Source organism: Nonomuraea sp. N2-4H, from assembly GCF_045291505.1.
GTDB classification, from domain to species: domain Bacteria; phylum Actinomycetota; class Actinomycetes; order Streptosporangiales; family Streptosporangiaceae; genus Nonomuraea; species Nonomuraea fastidiosa.
Genome location: NZ_CP147987.1, coordinates 5,302,068 through 5,317,453 on the forward strand (window position 1 = coordinate 5,302,068; position 15,386 = coordinate 5,317,453).

At 73.4% G+C, this 15,386-nt stretch carries 13 protein-coding genes; 7 read left to right on the forward strand and 6 right to left on the reverse strand.

Features of this window, described 5'->3' with window-relative positions:
• Nucleotides 1-79 precede the first annotated feature (79 nt).
• The 4 genes from WBK31_RS24360 to WBK31_RS24375 all read right to left on the reverse strand — a co-directional run bounded on the left by WBK31_RS24360 (nt 80) and on the right by WBK31_RS24375 (nt 4,927).
• Nucleotides 80-1,060 (reverse strand): phosphotransferase family protein, encoded by a 981-nt coding sequence (locus tag WBK31_RS24360; protein WP_406673197.1) that lies wholly within the window; start codon nt 1,058-1,060, stop codon nt 80-82.
• Nucleotides 1,061-1,251: 191 nt separating this feature from the next.
• Nucleotides 1,252-2,904, reverse strand: a complete 1,653-nt coding sequence (locus WBK31_RS24365; protein WP_406673198.1) for a four-carbon acid sugar kinase family protein — start codon at nt 2,902-2,904, stop codon at nt 1,252-1,254.
• A 132-nt stretch (nt 2,905-3,036) separates the two neighbouring features.
• Nucleotides 3,037-4,284 (reverse strand): RuBisCO large subunit C-terminal-like domain-containing protein, encoded by a 1,248-nt coding sequence (locus WBK31_RS24370; protein ID WP_364056125.1) that lies wholly within the window; start codon nt 4,282-4,284, stop codon nt 3,037-3,039.
• Nucleotides 4,277-4,927 (reverse strand): aspartate/glutamate racemase family protein, encoded by a 651-nt coding sequence (locus WBK31_RS24375; RefSeq protein WP_364056128.1) that lies wholly within the window; start codon nt 4,925-4,927, stop codon nt 4,277-4,279. The genes WBK31_RS24370 and WBK31_RS24375 overlap by 8 nt, the downstream gene beginning before the upstream one ends.
• A 206-nt stretch (nt 4,928-5,133) precedes the next feature.
• On the opposite strand from WBK31_RS24375, the gene WBK31_RS24380 reads away from it, so the two are divergent.
• The 6 genes from WBK31_RS24380 to WBK31_RS24405 are packed head-to-tail and all read left to right on the forward strand — an operon-like array spanning nt 5,134 to nt 10,598.
• Nucleotides 5,134-5,850, forward strand: a complete 717-nt coding sequence (locus tag WBK31_RS24380) for a FadR/GntR family transcriptional regulator (protein WP_364056131.1) — start codon at nt 5,134-5,136, stop codon at nt 5,848-5,850.
• A 13-nt stretch (nt 5,851-5,863) separates the two neighbouring features.
• Entirely contained in the window at nt 5,864-6,628 is a 765-nt protein-coding gene (locus tag WBK31_RS24385; RefSeq protein WP_364056134.1) for an enoyl-CoA hydratase/isomerase family protein, read from the forward strand.
• A 1-nt stretch (nt 6,629) separates the two neighbouring features.
• Entirely contained in the window at nt 6,630-7,820 is a 1,191-nt protein-coding gene (locus WBK31_RS24390; RefSeq protein ID WP_364056137.1) for a CoA transferase, read from the forward strand.
• On the forward strand, nt 7,808-8,842 hold the full coding sequence (locus tag WBK31_RS24395; RefSeq protein WP_378787379.1) for a hypothetical protein: 1,035 nt from the start codon (nt 7,808-7,810) through the stop codon (nt 8,840-8,842). The genes WBK31_RS24390 and WBK31_RS24395 overlap by 13 nt, the downstream gene beginning before the upstream one ends.
• A complete protein-coding gene (locus tag WBK31_RS24400) occupies nt 8,839-9,543 on the forward strand; it encodes an SDR family NAD(P)-dependent oxidoreductase (protein ID WP_378787378.1) in 705 nt (234 codons plus the stop codon). Before WBK31_RS24395 ends, WBK31_RS24400 begins: the two co-directional genes overlap by 4 nt.
• Nucleotides 9,540-10,598: an aldose 1-epimerase family protein gene (locus WBK31_RS24405; protein ID WP_364056146.1), complete on the forward strand. Its 1,059-nt coding sequence runs from the start codon at nt 9,540-9,542 to the stop codon at nt 10,596-10,598. The genes WBK31_RS24400 and WBK31_RS24405 overlap by 4 nt, the downstream gene beginning before the upstream one ends.
• Here the strand turns inward: WBK31_RS24405 and WBK31_RS24410 are convergent.
• Nucleotides 10,595-11,431, reverse strand: coding sequence for an amidohydrolase family protein (locus WBK31_RS24410; protein ID WP_364056149.1), 837 nt, complete (start codon nt 11,429-11,431; stop codon nt 10,595-10,597). The genes WBK31_RS24405 and WBK31_RS24410 overlap by 4 nt on opposite strands.
• A 202-nt stretch (nt 11,432-11,633) precedes the next feature.
• Here WBK31_RS24410 and WBK31_RS24415 point away from each other — a divergent pair, with 202 nt between their 5' ends.
• Nucleotides 11,634-14,048 (forward strand): glycosyl hydrolase family 95 catalytic domain-containing protein, encoded by a 2,415-nt coding sequence (locus tag WBK31_RS24415; RefSeq protein ID WP_406673199.1) that lies wholly within the window; start codon nt 11,634-11,636, stop codon nt 14,046-14,048.
• Here the strand turns inward: WBK31_RS24415 and WBK31_RS24420 are convergent.
• Entirely contained in the window at nt 14,024-15,331 is a 1,308-nt protein-coding gene (locus WBK31_RS24420; RefSeq protein ID WP_406673200.1) for an FCD domain-containing protein, read from the reverse strand. The genes WBK31_RS24415 and WBK31_RS24420 overlap by 25 nt on opposite strands.
• Nucleotides 15,332-15,386: the final 55 nt, after the last annotated feature.

Consider the following 15,386-nt stretch of genomic DNA (forward strand, 5'->3'; position numbering starts at 1 on the left):
TGTGTCACAGAATCCGGACATTAATTGACGACTCAGGCCGGTGATCCACATCATATTCGGTGACGCCTCTGTGTGAGCGTCAATCGATCTCCGCGAGCGCGGCCGCCACGTCGTCATAGGAGCGGCTCACGCCGTCGGTCTGCCCGTGCCGGTGCCGCTCCAGCCGGATGGCGCCAAGATGGCGGATCTCGTAGATCACGGAGCGCCAGACCGCCGCGGGGGTGCGGTCCGGCTCTCCATACGCCTCCCAGAACGCCAGCCGCTCGTCTTTTTTGGCGTTCGCCATCCTGATCGTCCAGTCGGCGGCCGGGTCGCCCCACCACGTACGGTCCAGGTCGAGCACCCCCGTGAGCGTCGGCTCCGGCGCGTCCGCCGCGACCATCGTGTTCACCGTCCACAGGTCGCCGGTGAGCAGGCGCGGCTCGGTGATCTCGTCGAGTACGTCACTGCGGCTCTCCGCCAGCGCGGCGGCCTTGCGCAGGTCTGCGCCGTGCAGGCCGGCGTCCTCGGCGTCGGCGGCCAGCTCGTGCAGCGCGCCCGCCACGGCCTCGCTCCACGTGCGGTACGTGGGCGCCGCCACCGGGCCGAACCCCGGGCCGCGGATGTCGTGGACCGTCCTGGTGATCTCGCCGAGCCTGCGGAAGAAGCCTGTCCAGGTGGGGCGCGGGTAGCTCGGCAGGCGGTCGGGCGCGGGCACGCCGTCCAGGAACGTCTGCACCATGTAGTCGCGGCCGATCAGCTCGTGCGACCAGTCGGCGGCGATGATGCGCGGCATCAGCGGGGCGATCGGCGCGAGGTAGGGGGCGGTGGCGTACTCGTTGCGCATCAGCTCACGCTCCGAGCGGGCCTGACGGGCGGGCTCCGGCGCGAACCGCATCACCACCGGCCGGTCCCGCCCCTCGATCGTCACCTTGTACGTGGTGTTGTACATGCCGAGCCCCAGCTCGGCCGCCGAGACGGCGTCACGGCCGAAGACCCGGCGCGCGATCCGCTGGATGTGGTCGGGGGTCACGGACTGCTGGAATGCCTGGGCTGGACGGTCGATCGGCTCGAAGCGCATGCCGACCATCATCCCGCTTCCCCACGATCCCCCATCCACGACCTTCCTCCCCGCCCCTTCCCGCCACCGGCGCTTCGGCCGGGCCGACGCCTCGGAGCAGCCCGATGCCGCAGAGCGGGCAGGCCCAGCAGAGCGGGCCGGCGCCGCAGGGCAGGCCGGCGCCGCAGGGCAGGCCGATGCCTCGGGGCGGGCTAGTGCAGGCGGCGCGCGGAGCCGGCGGCGGCGCGGAGGAAGAAGTCGTCGCCGCCCACCTGACCGCCCTTGAACGCCACCTCCAGTCCGTCGAACGCGGGATCGTCGGCGGCGAGCACGCACACAGGCCCGCCCACCGCCAGGGAGGCGACCACGTCCAGCGCGTGCGCCCCGAGCGCGGTCACCACCTGCCCTGAGGTGTCGCCGCCCGCCACCACCAGCCGCCGTGTCAGCCCGGCAGCCACCGACGCGGCGGCCACCCGGCCGAGCAGGTCGCCGATGCCGTCCGGGTCGCGCTCCGGGCCCAGCGTGGTCTGCACGATGGTGTGGCGACCGGCGCGCAGGCTCACCTCGGCCGCCGCGATCGCCGCCATCCCCTCGGACGCGTCCACGACCGCCCAACCCGCCTCCGCCGCCGTGGCGATCTGCCGCGCGGTCACCGGAGACCGGCTCCCCGACACCACCAGTACGGGTCCCGCGGGCCCGAGTTCCGGTCCCGCTGGCACGAGCCCCGCATCGGCGGGCGCGAGTCCCGGCCCGGTGGGCGCAAGCCCCGGCCCGGTGGGCGCAAGCCCCGGACCGGTGAGCGCTGGTCCCGGCCCGGCGGGTCCGCGTTCCGGACCGGCGGGCTGGGGTTCCGGATCGGCGGGTCCGCGTTCCGGACCGGGTTCCGACCAGGCAGGCTCAGCCGGCGCTGCCGTACCCGACCGCCACCACGCCGCTGCCGAGGCCAGCGCCTGGCTCATCCCGCCGGACCCCACGCACCAGAGCACGCGTCGGCCGGCCCCGGAGGGTGCCCCGCCCGAAAGCGCCTCGGAGCCGGTGGAGGCCCCGGCCGGGTGAGCGCTCGCGGCGAAGGCAGAGCCGCCGGGAGCAGAGCCGCCGGGAAGCGCCTCCGACAGCGTGGAGGACCCAGCGCTCGCGACCGGAGACGAGCCCGCGGAAGACGCCGCGAAGGCCGAACGACCGGTGCCTCTAGCCCCTGACGCGGAAGGAGCACCCTCGGGCAACGTCGTCAGGGCATCGGCGAGGAGGAGGCGGCCGAGGGCGTGCACGTGGTCGTCCGTGGTGGCGTCGGCGACGAAGGCGGCGTGGCCGCGCAGCGCGAGGTAGCGGTCGCGGGTCGCCCCCGCGGGGAGCCGGCCGACCGGGCCCGCGCCCTGTTCGGCGAGCCGGATTCGCAGGTCGGCCTCCCTGGCGGGCGTGACGGGGTGGTCGCGGGCGGGCGGGTAGCGGTCGAGGCGGAGCACGTCGTCGCCGGAGCGGACGAAGTGGTTGGCGTACCAGGTGTAGCGGCCGAACTCGGGCTGGGCGGCCAGCACCGGCACCGGCCCGTCGGCGAGACCGGCGCGGTGCAGGGCGGCGATGACCGCGCCGATGCTGCCCCGCTCGGGTGCGGAGTCGAAGGTCGAGCAGATCTTGTACTGGACGGCGAGGGGGCACAGCGCCGCCACGGCCCGGAGCGCGGGGAGCGCGATCGGCACCGGGTCGTCCGCGGCCCTGGCGGTGGTGGCCAGGCCGATGACGTCGGCGCGATCGTGCAGGCGGCGCGCGTCGGTGACCAGCGACCCGGTCAGCCCGTAACGCCGGAACTGCCACAGCGCGTCCGTCGCCCCGGTGAAGTCGTCGGCCACGAAGGCGAAGAGCGTCACCGCCCGGCCTCGCAATCGCTCATCGGGTCATCACCGAACCGCAGCGCTCCCGGGCCGAGCCGGCTGCGTCAAGGGTCATCGGGCCACCGCCCAACCGGGAGCACTCCAGGGCGCCTCCACCTCCGTCAAGGGTCATCGGGCCACCGCCGTACCGAAGTGCTCCAAGGCGCGGGCCAGCTCGGGCGCGTCCACCTCGGAAAGCGGCACGCCCGCAGCCGCGGCCTGCCACGCCTGCCGGATGCTGGTGATGCCGGCGGCGGGCCCGTCGGGGTGGCCGAGCACGCCGCCGCCGGCCAGGACGAGCAGGTCGTCGGTCCCCGTACGGTCGAGGGTGACGGGCGCGGTCCCCGCCCACTGCGCCGACGACAGCACGGGCAGGCAGGCGAAACCGCCCAGCAGGGGCGCGCGGACGGCCGCGACCGTGTCGGCCACCTCGTCGTCGGTGACGTAGAACTTGCTGTGGAAGCCGCCGCAGTGCAGGTGGTCGGCCCCGGCGAGGCGGGCCAGCTTCTGGTACGCCACCAGCCCGATGCCGATCCCGGGATGCCGGGCGAGCGCGCCGACCCCGGCGAGGTGGCCGTGGATGGGCACCTCGGCGTGCCGCCGCAGCATGGCGACGGCGGGCAGGCCGACGGCGTTGAGGTTGACCATCACGCAGGTCCCGCCCGCCGCCACCACCAGGTCGTGGTTGCGCAGCATGCGGTCGGGCTCGTCGCTGATGTTGAAGGCGTACATGGGCCGCCGCCCGGTGCGGCGTTCGACCTCGTCGAGCGCGGCGGTGACGGCTTCGACGCGCTGGGCGAGCGGCGCGGGCGGGCAGTCGGCGTTGACCTCGTCGTCCTTGATGAAGTCGGCCCCGGCAAGCCCCAGCTCCCGCACGAGCGGGACGTAGTCGGCGGGGCGCAGCCCGACGTTGGGCTTGACGATGGTGCCGATCAGCACGCCTTCCGGCCGGCCGACGAGCCGCCTGGTGCCTTCGACGGCGTACGCGGGCGGCAGGTACGCCTCACCGAACGCGGCGGCCGGCTCCAGGTCGACGAGCTTGAGCCCGGCCGCCTCGCGCAGCTCGTAGAGGTTGCCCGCGACGACGGGCAGCAGGTTCGTCAGCGACGGCCCGGTGTTGTCCAGCGGGAACCCGATGCGGACGAGCGCGGCGCGCAGCGGCCCGTCGCCGCGCGCGCCGGGCAGCGGCTCGGTGATCGGCGGCGGGATCTCGGTGATGCCGAGCACGACGGCGGCGTGGCGGGCGCGTAGCTCGTCGGTCTCGCCGGCGACGCTGACGAACGTCCCGGTGCTCTGCTCGCCGGCGATCGCGCTGACGGCCCGCTCAAGCGGCAGCCGGGTGACGACCCGGTACGTGGCGACGGTCAGCTCAGCCATGCAGCTCCTTCGCCAGGTACTCCATGGCCAGCGGCGGGCTGGCGAGGATGGGGACGGGCGAGGGGACGGCGCCGGCGACCCTGGCCATGGACGCCTGGGCGAGCACGATGACGTCCACCTCCCCGGCCAGCTCGGTGAGCGCGGCGGAGACGCGGGCGTCGTGGGTGGCGGCGTCGCCGCTCATCAGCGCCTCGAACGCGCCCTCGCACAGCCGGGCGGTCAGCGCGATCTCGGCGCCCGCCGCTTCTGCGCGGCGGCGTACGAGGTCGGCGGTGGGTTCGAGGGTGGTGGCGAGGGTGGCGATGACGCCGATCCTGGCTCCGATGGCGACGGCGCGGTCGGCCATGGGCCGGTCGACGCGGGTGACGGGCACGCCGGTCAGCGGCTCGGCGGCCTCGACGGCGGCGCCGATCGACGAGCAGGTGACGAGGATGCGGTCGGCCCCTGCGGCCTCCGCGCTGGCGATGTGCCCGGCGACGCGGCGGGCGGTATCGGGGGTGAGCCGCCCGGCGGCGACGGTGTTCTTGATCAGGCTGTCGTCGACGATGTTGAACGTCTCGACGCCCGGCAGGTGCCGCGTGCACAGGTCGGCGAAAACCGGCACGAGCGTCGCCGAGGTGTGGATGAGTCCCAGGGTCGTCATGGCCGCTCCCTCGCGGGCGAGCAGGGGGTGGACGTGGGTCGAGGTCGGCAGGAGGTGGGCGGGTCTCTCGGTGATCGTCGCCGGCGGCGTCCCTGGGAAAGCTACTACCGTGCCGCCGCCCTGTGAAGACTTCATCTGATGAAATCCGAACTTCATCCGATGAAGGGTCTAGGATTTCCGGCGCGCTCGGGATACCGTGCGGAGCCGTGGCTACAGATCCCCGCAGTGACGCGGCCCGTCACGTCCAGGTCGTACGCGCACTCGGCGCCCGCATCGTCAACGGCGAGCTCGCCCCCGGCACGTCCATCCCCATCGAGGAGGAGTTGGTCGGCGAGCTGGGCGTGGGCCGCTCGGCGGTCCGCGAGGGCGTGAAGGTGCTGGCCGGCAAGGGCCTGCTGGAGACCAGGAGGAGTGCGGGCACCATCGTGCGCCCGCGCGAGTCGTGGAGCCTGCTCGACGCCGACGTGCTGAGCTGGCGCTTCGAGCCCGAGCCGCGTCCCGAGGACATCAGGGTGCTGGCCGACCTGCGGGTCGCGCTTGAGCCCGGCGCCGCGAGGGTGGCGGCAGAGCGGGCCGACGCGGCGGCCGTGCGCCGCATCGACGAGGCCCTGGCCGCGCTGTACGCCACGGCCGACGACCCCGAGCCGTTCATCGAGGCCGACCTGGCCTTCCATCAGGCGGTCTTCGCCGCCGCCGACAACGACCTGCTGCTCTACCTCTACGACATGATCAGCATCGCCCTGCGGTCGGTGCGCCAGGTGCACACCCGCTCGGTGGCGCACAACAAGGAAACGCTGCCCAACCACGAGCGCGTGGCCCAGGCGATCAGACGCCGCCACCACCGCAAGGCCGAGGAGGCCATGCGCACGGTGGTCGAGGTGGCCCGCGCCGACGCCGAACAGCACATACGTCTCTGCTGCTAGAAATGAGCCTCCCTTGGACGTCCTCCTCGACGTCGACGGCCCGGTCGCCGTCGTCACACTCAACAGACCCGCCAAGCTCAACGCCGTCACCCCCGACATGGCCGCCGCGCTGCGCGCCTGCCTGGCCCGGGTGGACGCCGACCCGGAGATCAGGGCGGCCGTCCTGACCGGCGCGGGCGAGCGCGCGTTCTGCGTCGGCAGCGACATCCGCGAGCTGGACGCGTACGACACGCCGTGGGAGTTCCGCAACCGCGACGACTACGGCGACGCGGTCCGCGCGCTGCGCAAGCCGATCATCGCGGCGGTCAACGGCTACGCCTACGGCGGCGGCCTGGAGCTGGCGCTGGCCTGCGACATCCGGCTCGCGGCCGAGACCGCCACGTTCGCCGCGCCGGAGATCAAGCTGGGCTGGATCGGCGGCAGCGGCCAGTCGGCGCTGCTCGCGCACGCGGTCGGCCCGAGCAACGCGGCCACGATGCTGCTGACCGGCGACCCGATCGACGCGGTCCGCGCCCTGCAGTGGGGCCTGGTCACCGCGGTCCACCCGCCCGGGGAGCTGGCGGCGGCGGCCAAGGAGCTGGCCGCGACCATCGCCAAGCGGGCGCCGATCGCCGCGCAGACCGCCAAGTCGAACCTCAGGGCGGCCTACTCGATGCCGCTCGATCAGGCCATCAGGTACGAGCGCGACCTGCAGACCGTCTGCTTCGCCACGGCCGACGCCGCCGAGGGCAGGGCCGCGTTCGCCGCCCGCCGCGAGCCGGTCTTCGAGGGGCGCTGACATGGGCGTGCTCGACGGCTACCGGGTGGTGGACCTGTCCATCGCGATGGCGGGCCCGCTGGCCGCGATGCGCCTCGGCGACCTGGGCGCGGACGTCGTCAAGGTGGAGCCGGTGACCGGCGAGTGGCAGCGGCACGCACCCGCGGGCGGCGCCACCGGCAACCGGATCAACGCCTCGTTCCTGTCGCTCAACCGCAACAAGCGCAGCCTCGCGGTGAACCTGAAGTCGGACGCGGGCCGGGAGATCGTGCACCGGCTGGCCGCGACGGCGGATGTGTTCCTGCAGAACTACCGGCCGGGCGTGGCCGAGCGGCTGGGCATGGACTACGAGACGATCCGCGGGCTCAACCCGTCCATCGTGTACGTCTCCATGTCCGGCTACGGCGAGACCGGCCCCTACGCCTCGCGCCCCGGCCAGGACCTGCTGCTGCAGGCGATGAGCGGGGCCATGCTGAGCACGGGCAGGGAGGGCGACCCGCCGGTGCCCGCCGGCTCGTACGCGATCGACGCCATCACCGCCTACAGCGCCTTCGAAGGCGCGCTCGCCGCGCTGCTGCACCGTGAGCGGACCGGTGAGGGCCAGCGGGTGAGCGTGAACATGCTCGATGCGGCGGTCGCCGTGCAGATGCAGGAGCTGTCGATCTTCACGGTCGGCGGGGTGCCGCAGCGGCGCGGCCGCGAGCCGCACGGCCACACCTATATCAGGGCCCCGTACGGCGTCTTCACCACCAAGGACGGCTACATCGCGCTCGGCATGCCCCGGCTGGACGGCCTGGCGGCGGCGATGGACCTGCCCGCCCTGGCCGAGATGGACGGCGACGCCGACGGCCACACCAGGCGCGACGAGATCACCGCGATGGTGGCGGCCAGGCTGCCCGAGCGCACGACGGCCGAGTGGCTGGAGATCTTCGCCCGTCACGACCTGTGGGCGGGCCCGGTGTACGGCTACGCCGACCTGGTGGCCGATCCGCAGGTGCGGCACAACGGCTCGTTCGTCACCTACGAGCACCGCACGGAGGGCACGGTGACCACGCCCGGCTTCCCGTACGGGCTGAGCGCCTCGCCGCCGCGGGTGCGCAGGGGCGCGCCGCTGGTGGGCGAGCACACCAGGGAGCTGCTGGCGGAGCTGGGCTATCCGGAGGAGCGCACCGCCGAGCTGCTGGCGGAGGGCGTGCTGGCATGCGAGGACTGACCTGGGACCACCCCCGCGGGTACGCGCCGCTGGACGAGCTGACCCGGCTCGACAAGGCGGGCGAGCATCCGTACGGGCCGGTGCCCGAGCCGATCGAGTGGGACCGGCAGCCCCTGGAGGGGTTCGAGTCTGAGCCGATCGCGAAGCTGGCCGAGACCTACGACGTGCTGGTGATCGACCATCCGGGGCTGGGCGCGGCGGTGGACGCGCTGGTGCCGATGGAGGAGCTGTTCGCGCCGGACGAGCCGGCCGGGCTGCGGTTCGCGGGCCGCTCCTGGGAGAGCTACCGGCTGGACGGCCGCCAGTGGGCGCTGCCGCTCGACGCCGCCACGCAGGTCGCCGCCGCCCGCCCCGGCCTGCGGGCACCGGGAACCTGGCCGGAGGTCGCCGAGCGGGCGCGGGACTCGCGGATGGCGCTGTGCCTGGGCGGGCCGCACGCGTTCCTCATGTTCTGCGCGCTGACCTGCGGCGACTTCCTCGACGAGACGGCCGGTGAGCGGGCGCTCGAGCTGATGGCCGAGCTGCTCGCGCACGCCGATCGCGAAGTGTCGCTGCTCAACCCCATCGGCGTGCTGGACGCCATCGCGGCGGGCCGGGTGGACTGGTGCCCCCTGCTGTACGGCTACGTCACCTACCCGCTGGCCTTCTCCGACGCGCCCGCATGGCCGGGCCGCCCGCCGGGCAGCGTGCTCGGCGGGACCGGGCTCGCGGTGTCCAGACGCGCCATGGACAAGCGCGAAGCGGTGCGCGCCCACCTGCTGCGGCTGACGTCCGAGCCGGTGCAGACCCGGCTGTTCCCGGCCACCGGCGGTCAGCCCGCCGCCCGCTCGGTCTGGGAGGCCGGCGACGGCTTCTACCGCGACACCCGCACCACTCTGGAGGCCGCCTGGATCAGGCCGCGCTTCCCCGGCTACATCGCGCTGCAGCGGCGCTCGTCCGCGCTCGTCCGCGACGGGCTGCTGGCCGGCACGCCGCCCCGGCGCCTGCTGAACGACCTGCACGAGGAATGGAGGACGACATGACCACGGCGCTCGTCACGGGAGCCGCCGGGGCGCTCGGCCGCGCGATCGTCGGCCGGCTGACCGCCGACGGCCACCAGGTCGCCGCGCTCGACGTCGCGACCGACGGCCTGGAAGGCGCGCTCAACCTGAAGACCGACCTGCGCGACCCGGCCGCGATCGAGGCCGCGTTCGCCGAGACGGCCGAGCGGCTCGGCCCGGTCGGCATCCTCGTCAACAACGCCGCCGTCTACCCGGCACGGCCGTTCCTCGAGGTGCCGCAGGCCGAGTACGACGAGGTGGTGGCGGTCAACCAGCGCGGCTACTGGCTGTGCGCGCAGCACGCGGCCAGGCAGATGCTCGGGCTCGGCGGCGGCGCGATCGTCAACATCGCCTCGATCACCATGCACGGCGGCTGGTCCGACCTGGCCGCGTACGTCTCCACCAAGGGTGCCGCGGCGGCGCTCACCCGGGCGCTGGCCCGCGAGCTGGGCCCGCACGAGATCAGGGTCAACTGCGTCTCGCCGGGCGCGTTCGCCACGAAGGCCGAGGAGATCCACGAGGACCTGGAGTCCTACAACCGCATGGTGCTGGAGCGGCAGGCGCTGAAGAGGCGCGGCACGCCGGACGAGCTGGCCGCCGTGGTGTCGTTCCTGACCGGCCCCGACGCCTCCTTCGTCACGGGCCAGACCATCGAAGTCAACGGAGGGTGGGTGATGGCATGATGCCGAACCGCGGCCGGCTGGCCGAGCTGACGGGCGATCTGAGCGCGGCCGGCGGGGTCCGGCTGGTGACCCTGGGCGACGGCGTCGAGCGCGGCATCAGGACGCTGGAGTTCCGCACCGGCTCGGGGCTCGCGTTCGACGTGCTGGTCGACCGGTGCATGGACATCGGACACGCCGAGCACGCGGGGCGCGCGTTCGGCTGGCGCTCCCCCACCGGCTTTCGCCACCCGGGCCTGCACGAGAACAACGACGAGGACGGGCTGTCGTGGCTGCGCTCGTTCTCCGGGCTGATCGTGACGGCCGGGCTGGACCACACGCTGTTCGGCGGCGACGTGCCGGCCGGCACCTACCGGTATCCGCCGCGCACGTCCGTACGGCACGGGCTGCACGGCAGGGCGGGCAACCTGCCCGCCCGGCTGACCGGCTACGGCGAGCGGTGGGACGGCGAGCGCTGCGTGCTGTGGGCGGAGGGCGAGATGCGGCAGGCGGCGGTCTTCGCCGAGAACCTGCGCCTGGTCCGCCGTATCGAGGCCGACCTGGGCGGCGACGAGATCCGGCTCGTCGACACGGTGACGAACGCCGGGTTCGAGCCGACGCCGCACATGTACCTGTACCACATCAACCTGGGCTGGCCGCTGCTCGACGAGGGCGCGCGGCTGGAGGCCGACATCCGCGAGACGGTGTGGCAGAGCGACAGCGTCGCCGAGCAGAAGGCCGATCACATCGTGTTCCCCGGCCCGGCGCCGGGGTTCGTGGAGCAGGTGTACGAGCACGTGCTGGCCCCGGTGTCCGACGGGCTGCATCGGGTGGCCGTGGTCAACGACCGGCTCGGCATGCGGGTGACCGTCGAGTGGCGGGCGGCGGAGTTCCCGTACTTCTTCGAGTGGCTGAACCTGCGCTCGGGCAACTACGCGGTCGGGCTGGAGCCGTCCACCCACCACGTGTCGGGCGACGCGGCGGCCAGGGCGGACGGCAGCATGATCTGGCTGGGCCCGCAGGAGTCGCGCAGCTACCACACGACGTTCCGGGTGGAGGCCGTGCCCCAGAGTCCCTAGAGCTCCCCGAGCTTGTAGGCGCGGCGGGCGGTGCCGCCGAAGACGGCGGCGCGCTCGCTCTCCGACAGGCCGGCGCACAGCTCGTCGGCCGCCGCCACGACCTGGTCATAGCGGGCGGCGAGCAGGCAGACCGGCCAGTCGGAGCCGAACATCACCCGCTCGGGCCCGAACTCCTCCAGCACGACCTCGGCGTACGGCCGCAGGTCGGCGACCTGCCAGGCCGCCCAGTCGGCCTCGGTGACCATGCCGGACAGCTTGCAGAAGACGTTCGGGTGCGCGGCCAGCTCCTTGATCCGGCCGCGCCACGGCTCCAGCTCGCCGCTCGCGATCGGCGGCTTGGACAGGTGGTCGAGCACGAACGTCAGCTCGGGCAGCGCGGCCACCGTCCTGATCGCGGACGGAAGCTGGTGCGGCAGCGTGAGCAGGTCGTAGGCGAGCCCGGCCGCGGCCACGTCGGCCAGGCCGCGCCGCACGTCGGGGCGGTCGAGCCAGTCGGGGTCGGGCTCCGACTGCACGCCGTGGCGCACGCCCACGAGCCCGGGCGGCAGCTCGGCCAGCGTGTCCGCGACGCCGGGCGCGGTGAGGTCCACCCACCCGACCACGCCCGCGACCAGCTCGGACGCGGCGGCGATGGCGAGGAACTCGCGCGTCTCGTCCAGGTCGGCGAGTACCTGCACGAGCACCGTGCGCTCGACGCCGGCCGCCGCGGCCTCGCCCGCGAGGTCGTCCAGCGTGTACGTGCGCCGCACCGGCGCCATCGGCTCGGGGTCGAGCCAGGCGTGCGGGCGGGCCGCCAGATCCCAGACGTGATGGTGAGCATCGATACGACGCACGACTTACCTCCGATGTTTCAGCGAAATTACGTGAGGTCTGGACAGATATCGGCAGTGTGACGTAAAGATACATCCCATGTATAGGGCGTTTCGGCCCTTGGTTCGTGCTCACGGCAGTGCGCACCCGGCATCGGCCCGGGGCAGCCCGCTCGTCGCCCCCGGGCGAGCGCCATCCCCCACCCCCCTTCGAACAGGAGCAACCGTGACCAACGACGGCTACACGCGCCGAGGCGTGCTCGCGACCGGTCTGACCGCCGCGGCCGGAACCCTGCTCGTGAACGGCGTCTCGGCCGGCCCCGCGCGGGCCGAGGCCCGCGACGACGCCCTGACCCTCTGGTACACCCGCCCGGCCGCCGAGTGGCTGGAGGCGCTGCCCGTCGGCTGCGGCCGGCTGGGCGCGATGGTCTTCGGCGGCGTGACCTCCGAACGCCTCCAGCTCAACGAGGACAGCATCTGGGCCGGCGGCCCGCACACCTACGACAGCCCCGAGGCGCTGGAGGCGCTCCCCCAGATCCGGCAGTGGGTGTGGGAGGACAAGTGGAAGCTCGCCCAGAACCTCGCCGACGAGAAGTTCCTCGGCCGGCCCAGCGAGCAGGCGCCGTACCAGGTGCTCGGCGACCTGACGCTGACCTTCCCCGGCTCGGATGAGTTCACCGGCTACCGCCGCGAGCTGGACCTGAACACGGCCGTCACCTCGGTGAGCTTCGTCCGCGACGGCGTGCGGCACACCCGCGAGGTCTTCGCCAGCAACCCCGACCAGGTCATCGTGGTCCGGCTCACCGCCGACAAGCCGGGCTCGGTGACGTTCCAGGCCGCCTTCTCCAGCCCGCAGCAGACCACCGCGTCGGCGGCCGGGCGCGACACGATCGCGCTCGACGGCGTCAGCGGCGAGACCCAGGGCATGCCGGGCGAGGTGCGCTTCCGCGCCCTGGTCAAGGCGCAGGCCAAGGGCGGCGCCGTGCGCACCGACGGCGGCACGCTGTCGGTCGAGGCCGCCGACGAGGTCACGCTGCTCATCTCCATGGGCTCCAGCTACCGCAACTATCGCGACGTCAGCGGCGACCCCGATGAGGTGGCGGGGAAGTACCTGAAGCGGGCGAGCGGGCAGCCGTACGAGGTGCTGCGCCGCAAGCACGTCACCGACTACCGCAAGCTGTTCGGCCGGGTGGAGATCGACCTCGGCACCTCCGAGGCGGCCGCGCTGCCCACCGACGAGCGCATCGCCCGCCAGCAGCTCGACACCGACCCGGCGCTCGCCGCGCTCTACTTCCAGTACGGCCGCTACCTGCTCATCTCCTGCTCCCGCGCACCCGGCCACGCGGCGAACCTCCAGGGCATCTGGAACGACTCGATGACCCCCGCGTGGGAGTCGAAGTACACGATCAACATCAACCTGGAGATGAACTACTGGCCGGCCGCGCCAGGCAACCTCATCGAGTGCATGGACCCGCTCTTCGGCCTCATCAAGGACCTGTCGGAGACCGGTGCGAAGACCGCGAAGACCCAGTACGGCGCGAAGGGCTGGGTGGCGCACCACAACACCGACGGCTGGCGCGGCACCGCGCCGGTGGACTTCGCCTTCTACGGCGTCTGGCCGACCGGCGGCGCCTGGCTCTGCCTCATCCTGTGGGAGCACTACCTCTACACCGGCGACGAACGGCGGCTGCGCGAGCACTTCCCGCTGATCAAGGGCTCGGTGGAGTTCTTCCTCGACACGCTGCAGACCGACCCCAGGACCGGCTACCTGGTGACGAACCCGTCGCACTCGCCCGAGGTCGGCCACCACGAGGACGACGACGAGAACGTCAGCATCTGCGCCGGCCCGACCATGGACATGCAGATCCTGCGCGACCTGTTCGGCGCGTTCGCCGAGGCGTCGAAGGTGCTGGGGCAGGACGAGGAGCTGGCGGCCAAGGCCACCGAGGCGCGCGGGCGGCTGGTGCCCAACCAGATCGGGCACCTCGGGCAGATCCAGGAGTGGCAGGAGGACTACCGGGGCGACGCGGCGCTGTCGCGCAGCCGGCACACCTCCCACCTGTGGGGGCTGTTCCCCGGGCACCAGATCGACCCGCGGCTCTCGCCCGAGCTGGCCGCCGCCGCGCGCCGCTCGCTGGAGCTGCGCGGCGAGGCCGGTGCCGGGTGGTCGCTGGCCTGGAAGATCAACTTCTCGGCGCGGCTGCTCGACGCCGCCGAGGCGTACAAGCGGCTGTCGAACCTGCTGGTCCCGGCGCGCACCGCGCCCAACATGTTCGACCTGCACCCGCCGTTCCAAATCGACGGCAACTTCGGCGGCACCTCGGGCATCGTCGAGATGCTGCTGCAGAGCCACGCCGATCAGGTGCACCTGCTGCCCGCCCTGCCCGCGGCCTGGCCCGCCGGGTCGGTCCGCGGGCTGCGGGCCAGGGGCGGGTTCGAGGTGGACGTGGAGTGGGCGGGCGGCGCGCTGCGGCGCGGCCGGATCCGCTCCGACCTCGGACGCCCGCTGACGCTGCGGACGGCGGGCCCGGTGACGGTCACCGAGCGCGGCCGTCCCGTCGAGGTCGAACGGCCGGAGGCCGGCGTGGTGGTGCTGGAGACCCGGCGCGGCGCCACCTACGAGATCGCGCCGTCGGCCTGAGCCGTCACACCGTCCGCCGCCCGGACCGTCACGCCGTCCGGATGAACCGGCACGGCGTCTCCGGCGTCCGTCAGGGCGTCTCCGGTGTCCGTCAGGGCGCCTTCGGTGTCCGTCAGGGCGCCTTCGGTGTCCGTCAGGGCGCCTCTGGCGTCCGCCGTGGCGCATTCCGCGCCTTCCGGGGCTCCGGCCGCCGCCGCGCCTCCCGTGCTCGCCGCGTTCTTCGGGCGGGTACGGGAGGCCTCGCCGCGGGCGTGCGCGGCGAAGAGCCGGGCCGCCTCGTCGGGGTCGCCCGCGGCCAGCGCCGCCACCAGGTCGTCGTGGTGGCCGGCCATCGCGCTCCAGTCGCCGTCGTAGAGGGGGTTGCCCACGACGTGCAGGCTCCACAGGTTCGACTCGATCGTCCGCCACAACCGCAGCAGGAAGGAGTTTCCGCAGGCCGCGCAGACCCGGCGGTGGAAGGCGAGGTCGGCGTCGCGGAAGGCGCCGATGTCGCCGTCCTTCGCCGCCTTGCGCATGGCCAGGACATCGGCCGAGAGCTGGCGCAACGTCTCAGGCTGGATGCGGACGGCCGCCCGGCGTGCGGCATACTCCTCCAGCAATACCCTGATGTCGCGAACCTCCCGGGCCTGCTCGTCCGAGATCTCGGCGACATAGCTGCCCCGGTTCGGATAGGAGATGACCAGGCCCTCGTGCGCCAATCGTTTGATCGCCTCGCGTGCCGGCGCCTGACTGGTGCCGACCCGGCGGGCGATCTCGGCCTCCACCAGGCGCTGCCCGGCCTTCAGCTCGCCGGAGACGATCCAGCCGCGCAGCAGCGCGTAGACGCGGTCGGAGAGCAGCTCCCTGGGCAGCACGCGGGCGGCGGGCGGCGCGATCTGGTGCTCCTGCCAGATGCGCGCGACCGTGGACTGCGACAGCCCGAGCTGGGCGGCCATCGTCCTGGTGGACGGCACGGCGGCGCCGCCGGCCGCGGCGGCGATCACCCGCTCGGCCTCGATGCGCTCGGGACTGCGGGGGCGGCCCGGCCTGGGCGCGTCGGCGAGCCCGTCGAGCCCGCGCTCGACGAAGCGGGCCCGCCACTTGGCCACCGTGGCGGGGCTGACGCCGAGCCGGGCCGCGACCTCCTTGCGCGGCAGCCCCTCGGCACAGGCCAGGATGATGCGGCTGCGCAGCGCCATACCTCTGCCCGGCCCCTTCGCCGGCTCGCGCGCGGCCCACTCGCGCAGCGTGGCGAGCTCCTCGTCGCCCACGACCAGCCGCTTGTCGTCATCGGGTGCGTTCACGGGCTTACTTTAACGTACTTATGACTCAGTAAGCCGCTGGAAACGTATTTGTAGC